Origin of the sequence: Paraburkholderia sp. HP33-1, assembly GCF_021390595.1 — a bacterium.
Taxonomy (GTDB): Bacteria; Pseudomonadota; Gammaproteobacteria; order Burkholderiales; family Burkholderiaceae; genus Paraburkholderia.
Genome location: NZ_JAJEJR010000001.1, coordinates 600,056 through 614,773 on the forward strand (window position 1 = coordinate 600,056; position 14,718 = coordinate 614,773).

The window sequence follows — 14,718 nt, forward strand, 5'->3', positions numbered from 1 at the left end:
TACTCCGCTCAGGACTTCGGCACGAGCGCGACGCCGCGCAGCGCCTGGCCAAACGGCACGGTCTGCATCACGGTGAATCCCTGCGCCGAGCTCACCGTCGAACCGCTGATGCTCACCGTGATCTTGACGAGCTGGTTCGAGTCGGCACCCGCATCGAACACGGTGCCCAGGCTGTTGCCGATCGTCGAGGTCACCGCGTAGATCGTGAACGAACCGTCGCTGTTGACCTGGCCCGTGATGTTGCGCAGGCCGTCAGGCGTGGTCGTATAGCTCGCGCCCTTCGTACCGTACACACCGGTGGTGTCCGTCACGGTGTAGGCGGTGCCGAGGTTCAGGCCCGTCGTCAGGTTGGCGAGCGGCTTCCACGTGCCGTTCTGGTTTTGATAGACCCACAGGCCGCCGCTGCCGCTCACCTGGTCGCCCGCAATGCCGTCGCCTTCGTCGGCGACGAACATGATCGACGGATTCGACGCGGGGATCCACATACCGAACGGATAGACCGTGCCGGTTACCTGGCTAGCCGACGTGAGCGCTGTCAGGTTCGTCGCGAGGGCCGTCGTGAAGCCCGGCACGATCGTGATCGCGGCGTTTTGCGGCAGCGTACCGCCATTGGCGAGCGCACCGGTCGCGCCCACCTGGTAGACGGTGTTCACGCCATTGCCGCCGCTGCCCTTGGAGACGTACATCGTGCCGTCCGGGCCGACGAAGAGGCCGCGGAGGTTGACGTCCTTGCCGGTTTTGTCGGCGGCCGTCGCGGGCGTCGTCGGCAGGCTCGTGATCGAGAAACCGAACTGGTCGCCCGTCGAGCTGCCGCCCGTGATCGAACCCATCGACGCCAGCGAGCATGCCGTTCCAGTCGGTGCGACTGCATATGTGCCGGTGCCCGTGCCGGACTGGAAGGCGCCGATTACCTGCGTGAACGCGCATTGGCTGCCGGGGGCGATGGATTGCACGCCGGTAGCCATCGTCAGCATGTCGAGCTGCGCCGTCGTCGGCTTCGGATTCTTGCCCGAATTGCCGGCATTGCCGACGAGGTAGTACATGCCGTTGGCCAGCACCGCTGCGCGGCTGTTGTTGCCGGCGTAGGCGTTGGTGTTCGTGAACGACAGGCTGTTGTCGGCGAAATTCAGCTGCGCGACGGTACGGTAGGTCGGCGTCGCGACGTCGGTATTCGTCGTGTCGACCACGCCCGGCGTATTCGAGTTCGAGATATCGGCCTGGTCGATCGACGTGTTGTAGCCGGTGAACGTCAGCGATTTCTGATCCAGCGACACGTTCAGCGCAAGCTCGGACTTCGAGGCGAAGCTGGAGGCGAAATTCACGTTGCTTTTCGCGGCCTGCGCGGTGATGTCCAGCGTTTGCGACGGGCTCGTCGCGTTCGGTGCCCACTGATCGAGATACGCTTCCGACGTCACGCCGAAGTTGGCGTCGTTCGCATCGTTGGTGAACACATTCGGAAAGGTGCCCGGCGTGACAGCGGTCACCGGCGCTGCATTGGTGGTCGTGGGCGTCGCGTTGTATGGCAGCGTGCCGCTCAGCGTGAACGTGGGGTCATAGGCCGTGCGCGAGACCAGCAGGTTGCCGGCCGTGTAGTTGCTGGTGGAAGTCGTGGCCGGGGTGCCGCTCGTGCTGCCTTGCGACGCCGTGTTTTGGGTGCTGCCGCCGCAGCCGTAGATGGCGGAGATCAGAACTGCGATAGGAAGCGCCTTCAGGGTGGTTTGCATTCTGTTCGCTTGAGTAGGGTGGTGAAATTTTTTGAAAGTTGCAGCCGGTATTGCAGCTCGCGAGGCTACAAACCACCCGTGGCACAAACGTGAATCGAAAATTACTAAAAATTTAGAATGCGGCGTGGCGCGAACCCGAAGAGGGGCTCTGCGCCACGCTTGGTGCACGAATGCCTGCTTCGAATCGTCACCGAAAACGTTCGCTGGACCACACTTTGCGCCACCAATTCAATCAACTATTCTGAGGAAGTGCGCAATCATCAAAGGAGCTCGGGCTTGGCCTTCGATAGCTGAGCCTCGGTGCAGCCTGTGATTTCGCAACGGCTCCTTCAGCGTGCGGTCGTTCGGTTTTCAATTGCCAACGCGGCGGTATCCGCACCGAATGGTGGGGTAACCATGTCTACGAGATCATTGGCGTTGTTGAGCTGCATCTGCAAGCGTTTGATCGTTACGACAGCGTTAAGCGCCGTCAGCCTGACAGCGCACGCCGGCATTGACCACGTATGGGCGTACGACCAGAGCGGCATCTGGAACCGGAACGTCCAGCTGGCACTCGAGTATTCGGTGATCGCCACTGCAGTGGGCGGCGCGCTGTGGCTGGGCAACGACAATGAGCTTGGCCATACTTTCTGGCAAACGGTGGATGCTGGGGCTATCTCGGCGGTTGCCGCGCAGGGCATGAAATACGCGTTTCGCCGTGCACGCCCCAATAGCGGGCAGGGGCCGGGCGCATGGTTCGTGAGCGGTGGCGACAGCTTCCCGAGCGGCGAAGTGACCTTGCAGGCCAGCTTCGTTACGCCGTTTATCGTCAACTACGGACGACGGTACCCATGGGTCTGGGCACTCGAACTATTGCCCGCCTATGACGCAGTGGCCCGGATGAAGGCACAGGCGCACTGGCAAACAGACGTCCTCGCGGGTTGGGCGCTGGGTACGGCGGTCGGCTATTTCGCAACCACCTGGCAAACGCCCATTTTCGTGCAGATTCTGCCGCACGGACTGACCGTTGGCTTTTCCAAGCGCTTCTGAGGAGCACGCTTCAGGGCTTACCGGCCAGCTCTTGCCCGTGCCCCCGGAAACCAGCGAGGAAGCATGGTGATCAGTACGTCATCCTTCAGGACGGCGTGATGGAACAGAGCAGCGAGCGCGTGCAGTCCCGCAAGCCACATGATTGCGTCGCCGAGCAACTTGTGGACCGATGCCAGGGTTGCGCCTGCATCATGTGAGACGGCGATCAAAGGTGGAATTTCGACACCGGCGACGAGCGTCAGAGGGTGTCCTTCGAGCCATGCGCCAGCCACGGCCGTCAGCGGAAGTGCAACGAGAAGCAGATACAGCAGCGATTGGACGACTGTCGCCATGAGATCCATCCAGCGCGACACGGAGGGTGTCTTGGGTCGGGTATCGATCGTCCGCCATAGCAATCGGATGGCAGTCAGCGCGAACACGCACAATCCCAATGTCTCATGGAGTCGCCGGTCGAAATCGTGGACGGACGAGTACACGCGCTGCTCCGGTCCGCCAGGCCCATACACAAATGCGACGAGGACAAGAATCGCAGTACACCAATGGAAGAATTGGGCCGTCGGACCGTAGCGTAGGCTAGTGCTTTTCACCATGGGGCTTCCCCTTTGCTAGTCAGTTGAGCGTCGATCGGGAGATCAGAATGGTTGCAGACAACGAGCTAGTCGCTTAGCCGGACCATTATCGCTCTTCAATCTTGCCGACCGCCGAAACGCGGCCGCCCAGCGTGAGCGAAGACAGGGGGATGGTCAGTGAGGCTTTTTGCGGAGCAAAGAAAAAGGGCCTAGCGCGAACGCTAAGCCCTTGAATCTTTTGGTAGGCCGTACGGGATTCGAACCTGTGACCAACGGATTAAAAGTCCGCTGCTCTACCAGCTGAGCTAACGACCCAAAAGAGAAGCGAGATTATATCGGCGCACCGATGCCCTGTCAACTCAGCAAGGCCGTCGGGCGAAAATGAAAAGCCCGGGCATCGCTACCCGGGCTTTCCAGCGAGAGGCGCGCGTGGCTATCACTCCGGACACTGCGCGTTACTGCCAACTACATCAAAACGTGATCAATCCGCCACCACGAACTACTTGATCTGCGACAGCTTGCTCTGCGCCGACTGCGCGACGTCCGAGCCGGCGTATTGCGCGACGATCTGCTCGAGCGTCTTTTTCGCCGCGGCCTTCTGGCCTTGTTCGAGCTGATTGTTCGCGATCGCGAGCAGCGCTTCCGGAGCACGCGGATGCTGCGGGTACTTGGCCACAATACCTTGCCAGATCGCCGTCGAACCCTTGTAGTCGCGCAGCGCATACAGCGCGTTGCCGAGCCAGTATTGCGCCGTCGGCTGATAGGGGCTGCTCGGATACTTGGAGATGAAGCTGCGGAACGATGCCGCCGCGTTCTTGAAATCGCCGCTGCGGAATTGCTGTGAAGCCGCGTTGAACGCATCGGTTTCACCCGGCTGTACGTCGCCCTGGACGCCGTCCACCGTCTGTTGCTGCGGCTCGAATTTCTTCAGGCGCGCATCGAGATCGGTGTAGTAGTCCTTCTGCTGCTTTTGCAGCGTCGTGAGCTGGTTCGCCATGTCCTCGTTCTGTCCGCGCAGCGTCGCGACCTGCTGGTTCAGCTGGTCGAGTCGGTTGGACTGATCGAGGATCGTGCGCTGCGCCGCCGACAGCTGACTCGACAGACTATCGGTCTTCGAGCGCAGATCGAGAATGGCCTGGCGGGCCTGATCGTCGTCGAACATGCCCGCATGGGCGGGCACGGCCGCGAGGGCCGTGCCTGCGACGCAGGCCGCTGCGGCAAACCGCAGCCAGGAGAAACGATGCGTCATTCGGCTCATAACCCGTTGACTTACTGTTGATACACGAGGTCAGCGCGGCGGTTCTGTGCCCACGACGCTTCGTCATGACCCGTTGCCAGCGGCTTTTCCTTGCCGAGGCTCACGGCTTCCATTTGCGAATCCGACACGCCCATCAGCGACAGCGAACGGCGCACGGCTTCAGCACGCCGCTGGCCGAGTGCGAGGTTGTATTCGCTGGTGCCGCGCTCGTCGGTGTTGCCTTGGATCAGCACGTGACGCTGCGGGTGGCTCTTCAGATACTGCGCGTGTTGTTGCAGCAGCGGTTGATAGTCGTCCTTGACCGAGTAGGCGTCGAAGTCGAAGTAGATGCTGCGCTTCGCGAGCGGGCTGTTCGGATCGTTTAGCGGGTCGACGTTGACCGTCGCGACGTCGTTCGGGTTCGGTTGAGCGCTGCCAGCGCCCTTGTTGGCATTTTCGTCGAGCTTGACGCCCGAGTGACATGCGGCCAATGCACCGACCATCACGACGGCGAATGCGAAACGAAGTTTGGACATCATTTGATTACTCTCCTTGTGTTATTGCATCAACGTTATTGCATAAACGGGCCCCAGGACGGCTCGCGTACGTTGCCGCCCTGAACGGACAGGACCTGCCGAGTGCGACCGTCGGTCGATACTGCGGCCAACACGCCACGGCCGTTCACCTGAGTGGCGTAAAGAATGTACTGACCATTCGCCGCGAAGCTCGGCGATTCGTCTTGTGTCGTGTCCGTCAGGCCCGTGGCGGTTCCGCCTTGCAGGTCCTGGAGATATAGCTTGAAAGCACCGCCGACGCGCGAGATGTAGGCGAGCTGCTTGCCGTCAGGACTCACACGCGGGCTGGTGTTGTAGCTGCCCGTAAACGTGACGCGCTGCGCGCTGCTCGCGCTTTCGCCTTGCGCCGGCATCTTGTAGATCTGTGGTGCACCGCCGCGGTCGCTCGTGAAATAGATCCACTGACCGTCAGGAGAGTAGGTCGGCTCGGTGTCGATCGAGCTGCCCTGCGTGAGACGACGCAGGCCGCTGCCGTCGGCGTTGACCGCGAAAATCTGCGTATTGCCGGTGCGCGACAGCGCGACGGCGAGCGTACGGCCATCCGGCGACCAGGCCGGCGCACTGTTGTTACCCTTCTGATCCGATACGACCACGCGACGGCCCGTGGGCAGGTCGTGAATATAGACGATCGGCTTTTTCTTCTCGAACGATACGTAGGCGACCTTGGTGCCATCAGGCGACCAGGCTGGCGAGATGATCGGCTCGGGGCTCGACAGCGCGATATGCGCGTCCTGGCCGTCCGAATCTGAAATCTGCAACTGATAACGACCGCCCGTCTTGATCACGTACGACAGGCGCGTCGCGAACACGCCGCGGTTGCCCATCAGCTTGGCGTAAATGTAGTCCGCGACCTTGTGCGCGCTCATGCGCAAGCCGCTTTCCGGGCTCACCAGCACGAGGCCGCCGAGGCTTTCGCCCTTGACCGTGTCGTACAGCTTGAAGCGCACTTCGTACTGGCCGTTCGGCAGACGGTTTACGCTGCCCGCGACGAATGCATTGGCGCCCTTGGCCTTCCATGCGCCGAGGTCCACGGAATCGGTTTCGGAGACCGGCGTCGAGCCTGCGTCGATGTTCGTGAATTTGCCGCTGCGTTGCAGATCCTGACGCACGATCGTGCTGACCTGCTGGGGGGAGTTCGCTTCATTGGCGAAATTCGCCGTTGCGATCGGAAACTGGGTGGATCCGACGCCCGTCACGAGGACGTTGAGTTGTGCGTTGGCGGCACCGCCGACGGCGATCAGGCACGTTGCCACGAGTGTTCGCAGGCCTAGCTTGGTCATCAAACTCATGCTGTATGGGTTCCTCAAAACGGTTTTACTTAATACTCAAAGACAGCAGACAGACCGGAAAGCGGCTATTTCGTTCCCATGCAACGCCGCGCGGGGCAGGGCGCGGCGTGGGGCGCCAGTCGGTTGTCAGGGCTGCCATCAACCTGCCGGGACCAGCGTGATAGTGAAGCTTTCCGGCGTCTTGCCGTTGACGTCTTGGGGCATTGGATCGGAACGCTGCACGGCCCGCAATGCGGCGGCATCCCACGCGGAGTTGCCGCTGCTGCGGGAAATGGATGCGCTCAGCAGCGTGCCGCCAGGCGAGCAACGTACCGCGATCACCGTCTCGAGGCCTTCAGTCGGGCCCGACCAGATGATGTTCGGACGAACGCGCCGTTGAACTCTGTCGTTAAATGCCGACGTTGCCGCTGTGCCGCCCGAACCGCTACCCGTTCCGCTCTTGCCCAGGCCGTTGCTGCTGGTACTGCTGCCGCCCACACCGCCCGCGACGCCTTGCATCTGCGCAAGCCGCGCGCGACGCTCGGCGTCGAGCTGCTTCTTCGCCTGCGCGGCCGCATCGGCTTGTGCCTTGGCCTTCGCCGCTTTCTCCGCGTCAGCCTTCTTCTGCGCTTCCGCCTGAGCCTGCTTTTGCTGCTGCTCCTGCTGCTCTTTCAGTTGCTGCTGCTTTTGCTGCTCGGCGAGTTGCTGTTGCTTGAGCTTCTCCGCCTGCTGCTGTTCCTGTTGCTGCTTGAGCTTCGCCGCTTTCTGCGCGGCGAGCTGGGCCGCCTGTTGCTCCGCCAGCTGCTGCTGACGTTTCGCTTCCGCGTCCTGCTGCTCTTTCAGTTTCTGCTGGCGCTGCTGTTCTGCCAGTTGCGCCGCGCGAGCCGCTTCCTGTTGCTGGCGCTTCTTTTCCTGCAGCGCGATGTCGGCCTGCTCGTCGCGCACGGGCGGGGCAGGGGCGACCGGCGCGGGCGGCGGCGTGACAACGGGATGCGGGATCGCAGAATCCGGCACCTCGGTCCACAGTTCCGCTTCCTCGCCCTCGGGCGTGCTGTTCTGCCAGTGGATGCCGTGATACAGGAAGAATCCGAGCAGCGCATGCATCACCAGCGCGAACAGAAAAGCTCGCCCGGTGCCGCGTTCACGCGGTGGCTGAAGCGGATAGTCGGAGTTCTTGCGGATCATTGCGATTTGACGAGCAATCCAACGCGCTTGACGCCCTGAGCCTTCAGCTGGGACATCACGTTCATCACGGCTTCGTATTTCACGGTTTTGTCGGCGGCGATCACGACGGGCTGATCGGGGTGCGATTGTGCCCGATCCGCGATGAAACCGTTGAGGCCAGCCTTCGTCATGTCTTCCTGCTGCTGCGTGCCGGAGTCGTCCTTGTACTTGACGCTCATGTTGCCGTCGGCGCGGATGTTGACGATCACGGGCGGCGTCTGTTGCTGGGGCGCGGCGCCGCCGACGGTCGGCAGATTGACGATCGACGGCGCGACGAGCGGCGCCGTGACCATGAAGATCACGAGCAGCACGAGCATCACGTCGATGTATGGCACGACGTTGATGTCGGCCATCGCGCGCCGCTGACGCGAGCCGCGCATGCTTGAGGAGCGGGAGCCTGCCATCGTGGCCTCCTTACTGTGCCTGGCGCTGCAGGATGTTCGAGAACTCTTCGATGAAGGTTTCGAAGCGGATCGCCAGGCGGTCGATGTCGTGCGCGTAGCGGTTATAGGCAACCACGGCCGGAATTGCGGCGAACAGGCCGATCGCGGTGGCGGTCAGCGCCTCGGCGATGCCCGGCGCGACGTTCGCGAGCGTGGCCTGCTGCACGTTGGCGAGGCCGCGGAACGCATTCATGATCCCCCACACCGTGCCGAACAGACCGATATACGGGCTGACCGAACCGACCGATGCGAGAAACGCGAGGTTCGCTTCGAGCACATCCATTTCACGCTGGAACGCAGCGCGCATCGCGCGACGGGCGCCGTCGAGAATCGCGCCGGAATCGTTCAGGCGCTTCTCTTTGCCTTTCAGGAATTCGCGCATGCCGGACTCGAAAATCCGCTCGAGCGCGCCAATCGTGTGGCGGTTGTTCGCGGCGCTCTGATACAGCGCCTGCAGGTCTCCGCCCGACCAGAAATCACGCTCGAAGCGTTCAGTTTGCGCGCGCGCCCGGCGAATCGCAAACCACTTACGGAAGATGAAAGTCCAGGAGAGCAGCGACAGCAACAGCAGCAGAGCCATGACGGCCTGGGCCAGCAGGCTCGCGTTGAGTACGAGTGAAACGATCGACAGATCTTGTGTAGTGTTCATAAAGATTCGTTTTAACGTCCCGGGAAGGGGGCGTCCGGCTGCAAGGCCGCTTCAAGCTTGCCGTGAGCAAAACGGAAGCTTCGGCGATATCGAAGCCGAACCATGCTTTGTGTTACCTGACCGGTATGAGTTCGCTGGCCCCGTAACAACGAGGCGCAGGCATCGTCCGTTGACATGTCGCCGCTGTTCAGTCCCCGTGCTGGCTCACGCCCGGCCCGCGCCGCAGCGCGGCGAGAACCGAAGCCGGGATCGCGGCCGGCCGCAGCGTCGCGCGGTCCACGCAGCCAACCCGGACCGAACCGGTAGCCAGCAACACGCCTTCGCGCCACGCTTCCTGCACGAAGTCTACCGAAGCTCGGCCAAGACGCTCGATCCGGCTGACAATTTTCACGATGTCGTCGAGCCGGGCCGGAGCCCGGTAGTCGACCGCGGTACTGCGCACGATGAAAATCGCGTCGTTTTCTTCCGCGAGCCGATGCTGGTCGACACCGCACGCGCGCAGCCATTCGGTGCGCGCGCGTTCGAAAAACTTCAGGTAATTGGCGTAAAACACGATGCCGCCGGCGTCGGTGTCTTCGTAGTACACGCGGATGGGCCACGTGTAGCCGATTTCCGTGCCGGGCTGGCTGGTCGACATATTCATGCGGCGCATTCTACCGGAACGCACACCGAGGGGTCTGTTTCAAAGTGTGCGGTCCGTGTGGCGGGCGTCGGCGGTGATCGTGGCCGGCTTTTCCGGCCGTGCCAGGACTGCGAGGAGCACGATGTCGGCCGCCATGCGGCAAAGCCGTGAATGGGAGTGGCGGGGCAAATTGCCGCACCGGCGGGCGTCCCCGCCCGCCCTCAAACTCAGCCGCGATGCACGGCCAGACCGCCGAACGACTGCGCGACCGGCATCAGCTCGATCGTGTTGATGTTGACGTGGGCCGGGCGCGTGGCGATCCAGTAGATCGAATCCGCGATGTCTTCGGCGGTCAGCGGCTGCACGTTTTCGTAGACCTTGGCGGCCTTGTCGTCATCGCCGCGATAGCGCACGTTCGAGAATTCGGTGCCGCCGCACAGACCCGGCTCGATGTCGGTCACGCGCAGCGCGGTGCCGGCGAGGTCGGCGCGCAGGTTCAGGCTGAACTGGCGCACGAACGCCTTGGTCGCGCCGTACACGTTGCCGCCCGCGTACGGCCAGCGGCCCGCCACCGAGCCCAGATTGAAGATATGCCCGCGATTGCGCTCGACCATGCCGGGCAACAGCGCATGCGTGACCTGCACGAGGCCCGTGCAATTCGTCTCGATCATGGTGTTCCATTCGTCGAGGCTCGCCTTGTGCGCCGGCTCGGTGCCGAGCGCGAGGCCGGCGTTGTTGACGAGCACGTCGATCGCGGCGAACCCGGCCGGCAGCGAGGCCGGCACGGCTTCGACGGCGGCGCGGTCACGCACGTCGAGTTCGTACGGCAGCAGTGCGTCGCCGAGCTCGTCGGCGAGTGCCTGCAGGCGGTCCTTGCGGCGGGCGGTGGCGACGACGCGATGGCCGCCTTTGACAAATGCGCGGGCGATGGCGGCGCCGAAGCCGGCCGACGCTCCAGTGACAAACACGATCATTGCAGTTCCCTGGTCGGTAAGAGGCAAAGGCCCCAAGCCTACTTCCAATGCGGCGCTGCGGCAAGGATGCACGAGGCAGATCGGCGCCGGTCGCGGGGGCGCGCAGCGGGTGCGCGACGCGGGCGGCGCGCTTTCGTCAGACGGTTGCGTGGCGGCCGCGCCAGCATGGCTGGATGGCCCGCCAGCGGCCGCTGGAGCGCCCGCAAGCTGGTTGCCTATTCGGGCCTCTTCCAATACACTAACGCGCTCGACCCTGCGTGACTGGCGATAGAACCGAGTCGTCCGACTCAGCCGATTCAACCAATCGGGTTCAAGGTGGAACAACCCACCGTGAAGCGCAGGGTGCCGTTTTGCCGTTCGCCTGGGCAGCCGTGAACCGCGCGCATGAATCTGCGCTGACGGTGGCTGGCCTGCCTCGCGCGTGCGGCGACTCTCCACTCGCCACGTCACGGCAGACCTCACCACCCGCAGCGCTGCGTACCCCGCTGTGTACCCTCTACGCAGGATTCGGCGCACGATCCGGTCAACCTGAAAACACTCAACGGAACCCGTATGTTTGACAGAGCCCAAAGCACCATCGCCAACGTCGATCCTGAACTCTGGAAAGTCATCGAGCAGGAAAACCGCCGTCAGGAAGAGCACATCGAACTGATCGCGTCGGAAAACTACACGAGCCCGGCCGTGATGGCCGCCCAAGGCTCGCAACTCACGAACAAGTACGCCGAAGGGTATCCGGGCAAGCGCTACTACGGCGGCTGCGAATACGTCGACGTCGCGGAGCAACTGGCGATCGATCGCGTGAAGCAGCTGTTCGGCGCCGAAGCCGCGAACGTGCAGCCGAACTCGGGCTCGCAGGCGAACCAGGGTGTGTTCTTCGCGATGCTCAAGCCGGGCGACACGATCATGGGCATGAGCCTCGCGCACGGCGGTCACCTCACGCATGGCTCGCCCGTCAATATGTCGGGCAAGTGGTTCAACGTGGTCAGCTACGGCCTGAACGAAGCCGAAGACATCGACTACGACGCTGCTGAAAAGCTCGCGCACGAACACAAGCCGAAGCTGATCGTGGCGGGCGCGTCCGCGTTCGCGCTGCGCATCGATTTCGAACGCATGTCGAAGATTGCGAAGTCGGTTGGCGCCTACTTCATGGTCGACATGGCGCACTACGCCGGTCTCGTCGCTGCGGGCGTCTATCCGAACCCGGTGCCGCACGCCGATTTCGTCACCACTACCACGCACAAGAGCCTGCGCGGCCCGCGCGGCGGCGTGATCCTGATGAAGGCCGAGTTCGAGAAGCAGATCAACTCGGCAATCTTCCCGGGCATCCAGGGCGGTCCGCTGATGCACGTGATCGCCGCGAAGGCCGTCGCGTTCAAGGAAGCGCTGTCGCCGGAATTCAAGGCGTATCAGCAGCAGGTCGTCGAGAACGCGCGCGTGCTCGCTGAGACGCTGGTCAAGCGCGGTCTGCGCATCGTATCGGGCCGCACCGAAAGCCACGTGATGCTGGTCGACCTGCGCGCGAAGAAGATTACCGGCAAGGCTGCCGAAGCGGCACTCGGCGCGGCGCACATCACGGTCAATAAGAACGCGATCCCGAACGATCCGGAAAAGCCGTTCGTGACCTCGGGCATCCGCCTCGGTTCGCCGGCCATGACCACGCGCGGCTTCGGCGTGAAGGAAGCCGAGCAGGTCGGCAACCTGATCGCCGACGTGCTGGATAACCCGGAAGACGCCGCGACGATCGAGCGCGTGAAGGCTCAGGTCGCCGAGCTGACCAAGCGCTTCCCGGTCTACGGCTAAGCTGTCATGCATTGCCCCTTCTGCCGCCATGCCGATACGCAGGTCGTCGACTCGCGCGTATCCGAAGACGGCGCGACGATTCGCCGGCGCCGCCGCTGCCCGGCCTGCGACAAGCGTTTCACGACGTATGAGCGGGTCGAGCTGGCGTTGCCGTCGGTCGTCAAGAAGGATGGCACGCGCACGGAGTTCGATCGCCGCAAGATCGTCGCGAGCATGCAACTGGCGCTGCGCAAGCGCCCGGTTGCGGTGGACGCGATCGAGGCGGCGGTCGCCCGCATCGAGTATCAGCTGCTTGGCAGCGGCGAGCGCGAGGTGCGTAGCGAGCGCCTCGGCGAACTCGTGATGAACGAGTTGCGCGCGCTCGATACGATCGCCTATGTCCGTTTCGCTTCCGTGTACCGGCGCTTCGAAGACGTCTCCGAATTCGAGGACGTGATCGAGGAATTCCGCCGCGCCTCTTCCCCGCCCAAGCCGTCCCGCAAGCGCTGAGCGCGCGCGTGCCGCACCTGGCTTGCGGTCGTTCGTTTTCATCGCCTCGCGCATTTCGCGCCTTTGTTCACGCATCGCTTCTCCCGCCTCCGTGATGGATCGTCACGTGCATTGTTGCGTGCGCTAGCGTCTGAATGCCACCTGGCCGTTCGGACGATGGTCGGAACGCCCGCAAATCGCTAGATTGGCTGCATTCGTTCAAAACGATCAGGTATGCAGATGAAATGCAATGGGATTTACCGGCCATCACGCACCGGTTTCACGCTCGTCGAAACGCTGGCGGTCATAGCGCTCGTGATGCTGATTGCCGTGATGGCAATGCCGTCGTTTGCCGCATGGCATATGCGCGATCAGGTCGACGCGCGCTCGAAGGCGCTGCTATCGACGCTCGCCTATGCCCGCAGCGAGGCGCTACGGCGTGGTACGCGCATCACGGTGTGTCGCGTCAATGCGGCGCGCGTCTGTCTTGCGTCGGGCCAACCCTGCGCCGACGGCATTGCCGACTGGGCCTGCGGCTGGGCTGTGTTCGCCGAGCGCGGCGGCAAGCCGTCGCTGCTGCGCGCGCAGCCGGCGCTCGCGGCGGTCAGCATCACCGGCGTACAGACGGATATGACGTTCACGCCGCCGGCTGGGCAACTGATCGGCGCATTTCGAAGCTTCGACATTGCGCCGCGAAGTCCATCGAAATCGATGCAAGGGAACCCGTGGCGGCGCTGCATCAGTATCGCGGCAGGTGGTCGCGCGCGGCTTGCACAGGGCGCGTGCGGAGCGACGTCATGAGGCGGTCCGTACTCAATACTGGTTTGCGCGCGCGCGCATCGGCCTGCGTCGGCAGTTCGCTGATCGAGGTGATGCTGGCGGTAGCGTTGATCGCGACAACCACTTTGGGTTTGATCGCGGCTCAGGTGTGGACCGCACGCGAAGCCCGTGCAATGACGCTGCGCGAGAATGCCGTGTGGCTAGCCGACTCGATTGCCGAAGCGGCGAGCACGTCTTCCACGGGAGATGTCGGGCTCAATCAATGGAGCGCGCGGGCGAGCGTCCTGCTGCCGCAAGCCGATGTATCGATCGGCGAGAGCGGCGCGGTCGCGACGGCGCGCGTGACGTGGGCGTCCGTGCAGGACCGGCCGATTGCCGGCCAGGTGATCGATAAACCGGAGCCTTGCGGCGGGATCGATGCGCCCGCCGGATCATCGTGCGTCGCGTTGGCGTTCGCGAAATGAAACGGCCGCATTGCGCACGCGGCCATACGCTGATCGAATTCGTGATCGCGATGGCGCTTGGGCTGATCGTGACTGCGGGCGCCGTGTCCCTCTACACAACGCAGCGTAGCGCGTTCGTGCAGGCGAGCAACGCGGCACGGATTCGCGAAGCCGGGTTGACCGCGCTGATGCTGATCGGCCAGCAATTGCAGATGGCCGGCTTCGTTCCCGCCGATGTCATCGGCTACAACGAGGCGCCTGCGTTGTTCGGCTGCTCGGGCGGTCGCCCGACCGGCGCCGACGACAGCCTCGCTTGCTCCACGTTGAGCACCGGCTCGGATGGCGTCGCGATCCGTTACGTCGCAGACGTCGTATCGACGTGGCCATCGTCGAGCGGCCAGATCACCGACTGCGTCGGACAGGCCGTCAAAGGCGGCGACGCGGCACTGGGCGATCAGGGCGCGCCGGTGGTCAATCGCTACTTCGCCAATGTCAGCGGCTCGACCGGCGAGCCGGAACTTTACTGTGTGGGCAGCGGCAATGCCGGGTCTGCGCAGCCGCTGGTGGAAGGCGTCGAGCGCGTGCGACTGCGCTATTGGCTGGCCGGCGCGGCCGATGCAGTGAATGCGTCGGCAGTGCCGGTGGATCAATGGACGAACGTCGTTGCGGTCGATGTCTGCATACTGGTCCGCGGCGCGCCGCAAGGGCAGCGCACGAAGTACGTCGACTGCGATGGCGTGAGCACGCTTGGCACCGACTTGCGGCCTCGGCAGGCGTTTTCGCGACGCGTTGCGCTGCGCAATCGCACGGAGGTGTCGGCGTGATGGGGCGTCACACGGCAACGCTACGCGGCCAGCCAGAATACTTAGTTAAGCGAAGTTGTCGAATCCATGCCCGACGTGGGCATCAACGC

General features: G+C 63.4%; 16 protein-coding genes, 1 tRNA gene and 1 riboswitch. Of the genes, 6 read left to right on the forward strand and 11 right to left on the reverse strand.

Annotated elements, in window-relative coordinates:
* Positions 1-8 precede the first annotated feature (8 nt).
* Positions 9-1,724 carry a hypothetical protein gene (locus L0U81_RS02745; protein WP_233800062.1) on the reverse strand — a complete coding sequence of 572 codons (1,716 nt, stop codon included), beginning with the start codon at positions 1,722-1,724 and terminating at the stop codon, positions 9-11.
* A gap of 411 nt (positions 1,725-2,135) precedes the next feature.
* On the opposite strand from L0U81_RS02745, the gene L0U81_RS02750 reads away from it, so the two are divergent.
* Complete coding sequence (locus L0U81_RS02750; protein WP_233800063.1) at positions 2,136-2,753, forward strand: phosphatase PAP2 family protein; 618 nt, start codon at positions 2,136-2,138, stop codon at positions 2,751-2,753.
* 17 nt (positions 2,754-2,770) lie between these two features.
* Here the strand turns inward: L0U81_RS02750 and L0U81_RS02755 are convergent, their stop codons facing one another.
* The 10 genes from L0U81_RS02755 to ydfG form a co-directional block, all read right to left on the reverse strand.
* Positions 2,771-3,343, reverse strand: a complete 573-nt coding sequence (locus L0U81_RS02755; protein ID WP_233800064.1) for a cytochrome b — start codon at positions 3,341-3,343, stop codon at positions 2,771-2,773.
* Positions 3,344-3,561: 218 nt separating this feature from the next.
* Positions 3,562-3,637, reverse strand: a tRNA-Lys gene (locus L0U81_RS02760).
* A gap of 184 nt (positions 3,638-3,821) precedes the next feature.
* Positions 3,822-4,571: a tol-pal system protein YbgF gene (gene ybgF / locus L0U81_RS02765; RefSeq protein ID WP_233800065.1), complete on the reverse strand. Its 750-nt coding sequence runs from the start codon at positions 4,569-4,571 to the stop codon at positions 3,822-3,824.
* A 20-nt stretch (positions 4,572-4,591) separates the two neighbouring features.
* Positions 4,592-5,098: a peptidoglycan-associated lipoprotein Pal gene (gene pal / locus L0U81_RS02770; protein WP_233800066.1), complete on the reverse strand. Its 507-nt coding sequence runs from the start codon at positions 5,096-5,098 to the stop codon at positions 4,592-4,594.
* A gap of 32 nt (positions 5,099-5,130) precedes the next feature.
* On the reverse strand, positions 5,131-6,423 hold the full coding sequence (gene tolB, locus L0U81_RS02775) for a Tol-Pal system beta propeller repeat protein TolB (RefSeq protein WP_233800067.1): 1,293 nt from the start codon (positions 6,421-6,423) through the stop codon (positions 5,131-5,133).
* Between the two features lie 138 nt (positions 6,424-6,561).
* Positions 6,562-7,587 carry a cell envelope integrity protein TolA gene (gene tolA / locus L0U81_RS02780; protein ID WP_233800068.1) on the reverse strand — a complete coding sequence of 342 codons (1,026 nt, stop codon included), beginning with the start codon at positions 7,585-7,587 and terminating at the stop codon, positions 6,562-6,564.
* The gene (gene tolR / locus L0U81_RS02785; RefSeq protein ID WP_233800069.1) at positions 7,584-8,030 is read right to left on the reverse strand and encodes a protein TolR; all 447 of its coding nucleotides are present in this window, start codon (positions 8,028-8,030) and stop codon (positions 7,584-7,586) included. Before tolR ends, tolA begins: the two co-directional genes overlap by 4 nt.
* Before the next feature lie 10 nt (positions 8,031-8,040).
* Positions 8,041-8,718 (reverse strand): protein TolQ, encoded by a 678-nt coding sequence (gene tolQ / locus L0U81_RS02790; protein ID WP_012431821.1) that lies wholly within the window; start codon positions 8,716-8,718, stop codon positions 8,041-8,043.
* 187 nt (positions 8,719-8,905) lie between these two features.
* Positions 8,906-9,370 (reverse strand): tol-pal system-associated acyl-CoA thioesterase, encoded by a 465-nt coding sequence (ybgC, locus tag L0U81_RS02795; RefSeq protein WP_233800070.1) that lies wholly within the window; start codon positions 9,368-9,370, stop codon positions 8,906-8,908.
* A gap of 197 nt (positions 9,371-9,567) precedes the next feature.
* Complete coding sequence (ydfG, locus tag L0U81_RS02800; protein ID WP_233800071.1) at positions 9,568-10,314, reverse strand: bifunctional NADP-dependent 3-hydroxy acid dehydrogenase/3-hydroxypropionate dehydrogenase YdfG; 747 nt, start codon at positions 10,312-10,314, stop codon at positions 9,568-9,570.
* A gap of 247 nt (positions 10,315-10,561) precedes the next feature.
* A riboswitch (ZMP/ZTP riboswitch) is annotated at positions 10,562-10,688 on the forward strand.
* Between the two features lie 178 nt (positions 10,689-10,866).
* On the opposite strand from ydfG, the gene glyA reads away from it, so the two are divergent.
* The 5 genes from glyA to L0U81_RS02825 all read left to right on the forward strand — a co-directional run bounded on the left by glyA (position 10,867) and on the right by L0U81_RS02825 (position 14,629).
* On the forward strand, positions 10,867-12,114 hold the full coding sequence (gene glyA, locus L0U81_RS02805) for a serine hydroxymethyltransferase (RefSeq protein WP_233800072.1): 1,248 nt from the start codon (positions 10,867-10,869) through the stop codon (positions 12,112-12,114).
* Positions 12,115-12,120: 6 nt separating this feature from the next.
* The gene (nrdR, locus tag L0U81_RS02810) at positions 12,121-12,603 is read left to right on the forward strand and encodes a transcriptional regulator NrdR (protein ID WP_008919734.1); all 483 of its coding nucleotides are present in this window, start codon (positions 12,121-12,123) and stop codon (positions 12,601-12,603) included.
* Between the two features lie 213 nt (positions 12,604-12,816).
* Positions 12,817-13,383, forward strand: a complete 567-nt coding sequence (locus L0U81_RS02815; RefSeq protein WP_233800073.1) for a GspH/FimT family pseudopilin — start codon at positions 12,817-12,819, stop codon at positions 13,381-13,383.
* A complete protein-coding gene (locus tag L0U81_RS02820; RefSeq protein ID WP_233800074.1) occupies positions 13,380-13,826 on the forward strand; it encodes a type IV pilus modification PilV family protein in 447 nt (148 codons plus the stop codon). Before L0U81_RS02815 ends, L0U81_RS02820 begins: the two co-directional genes overlap by 4 nt.
* Positions 13,823-14,629: a PilW family protein gene (locus L0U81_RS02825; RefSeq protein ID WP_233800075.1), complete on the forward strand. Its 807-nt coding sequence runs from the start codon at positions 13,823-13,825 to the stop codon at positions 14,627-14,629. The genes L0U81_RS02820 and L0U81_RS02825 overlap by 4 nt, the downstream gene beginning before the upstream one ends.
* The last annotated feature ends 89 nt before the right edge of the window (positions 14,630-14,718 follow it).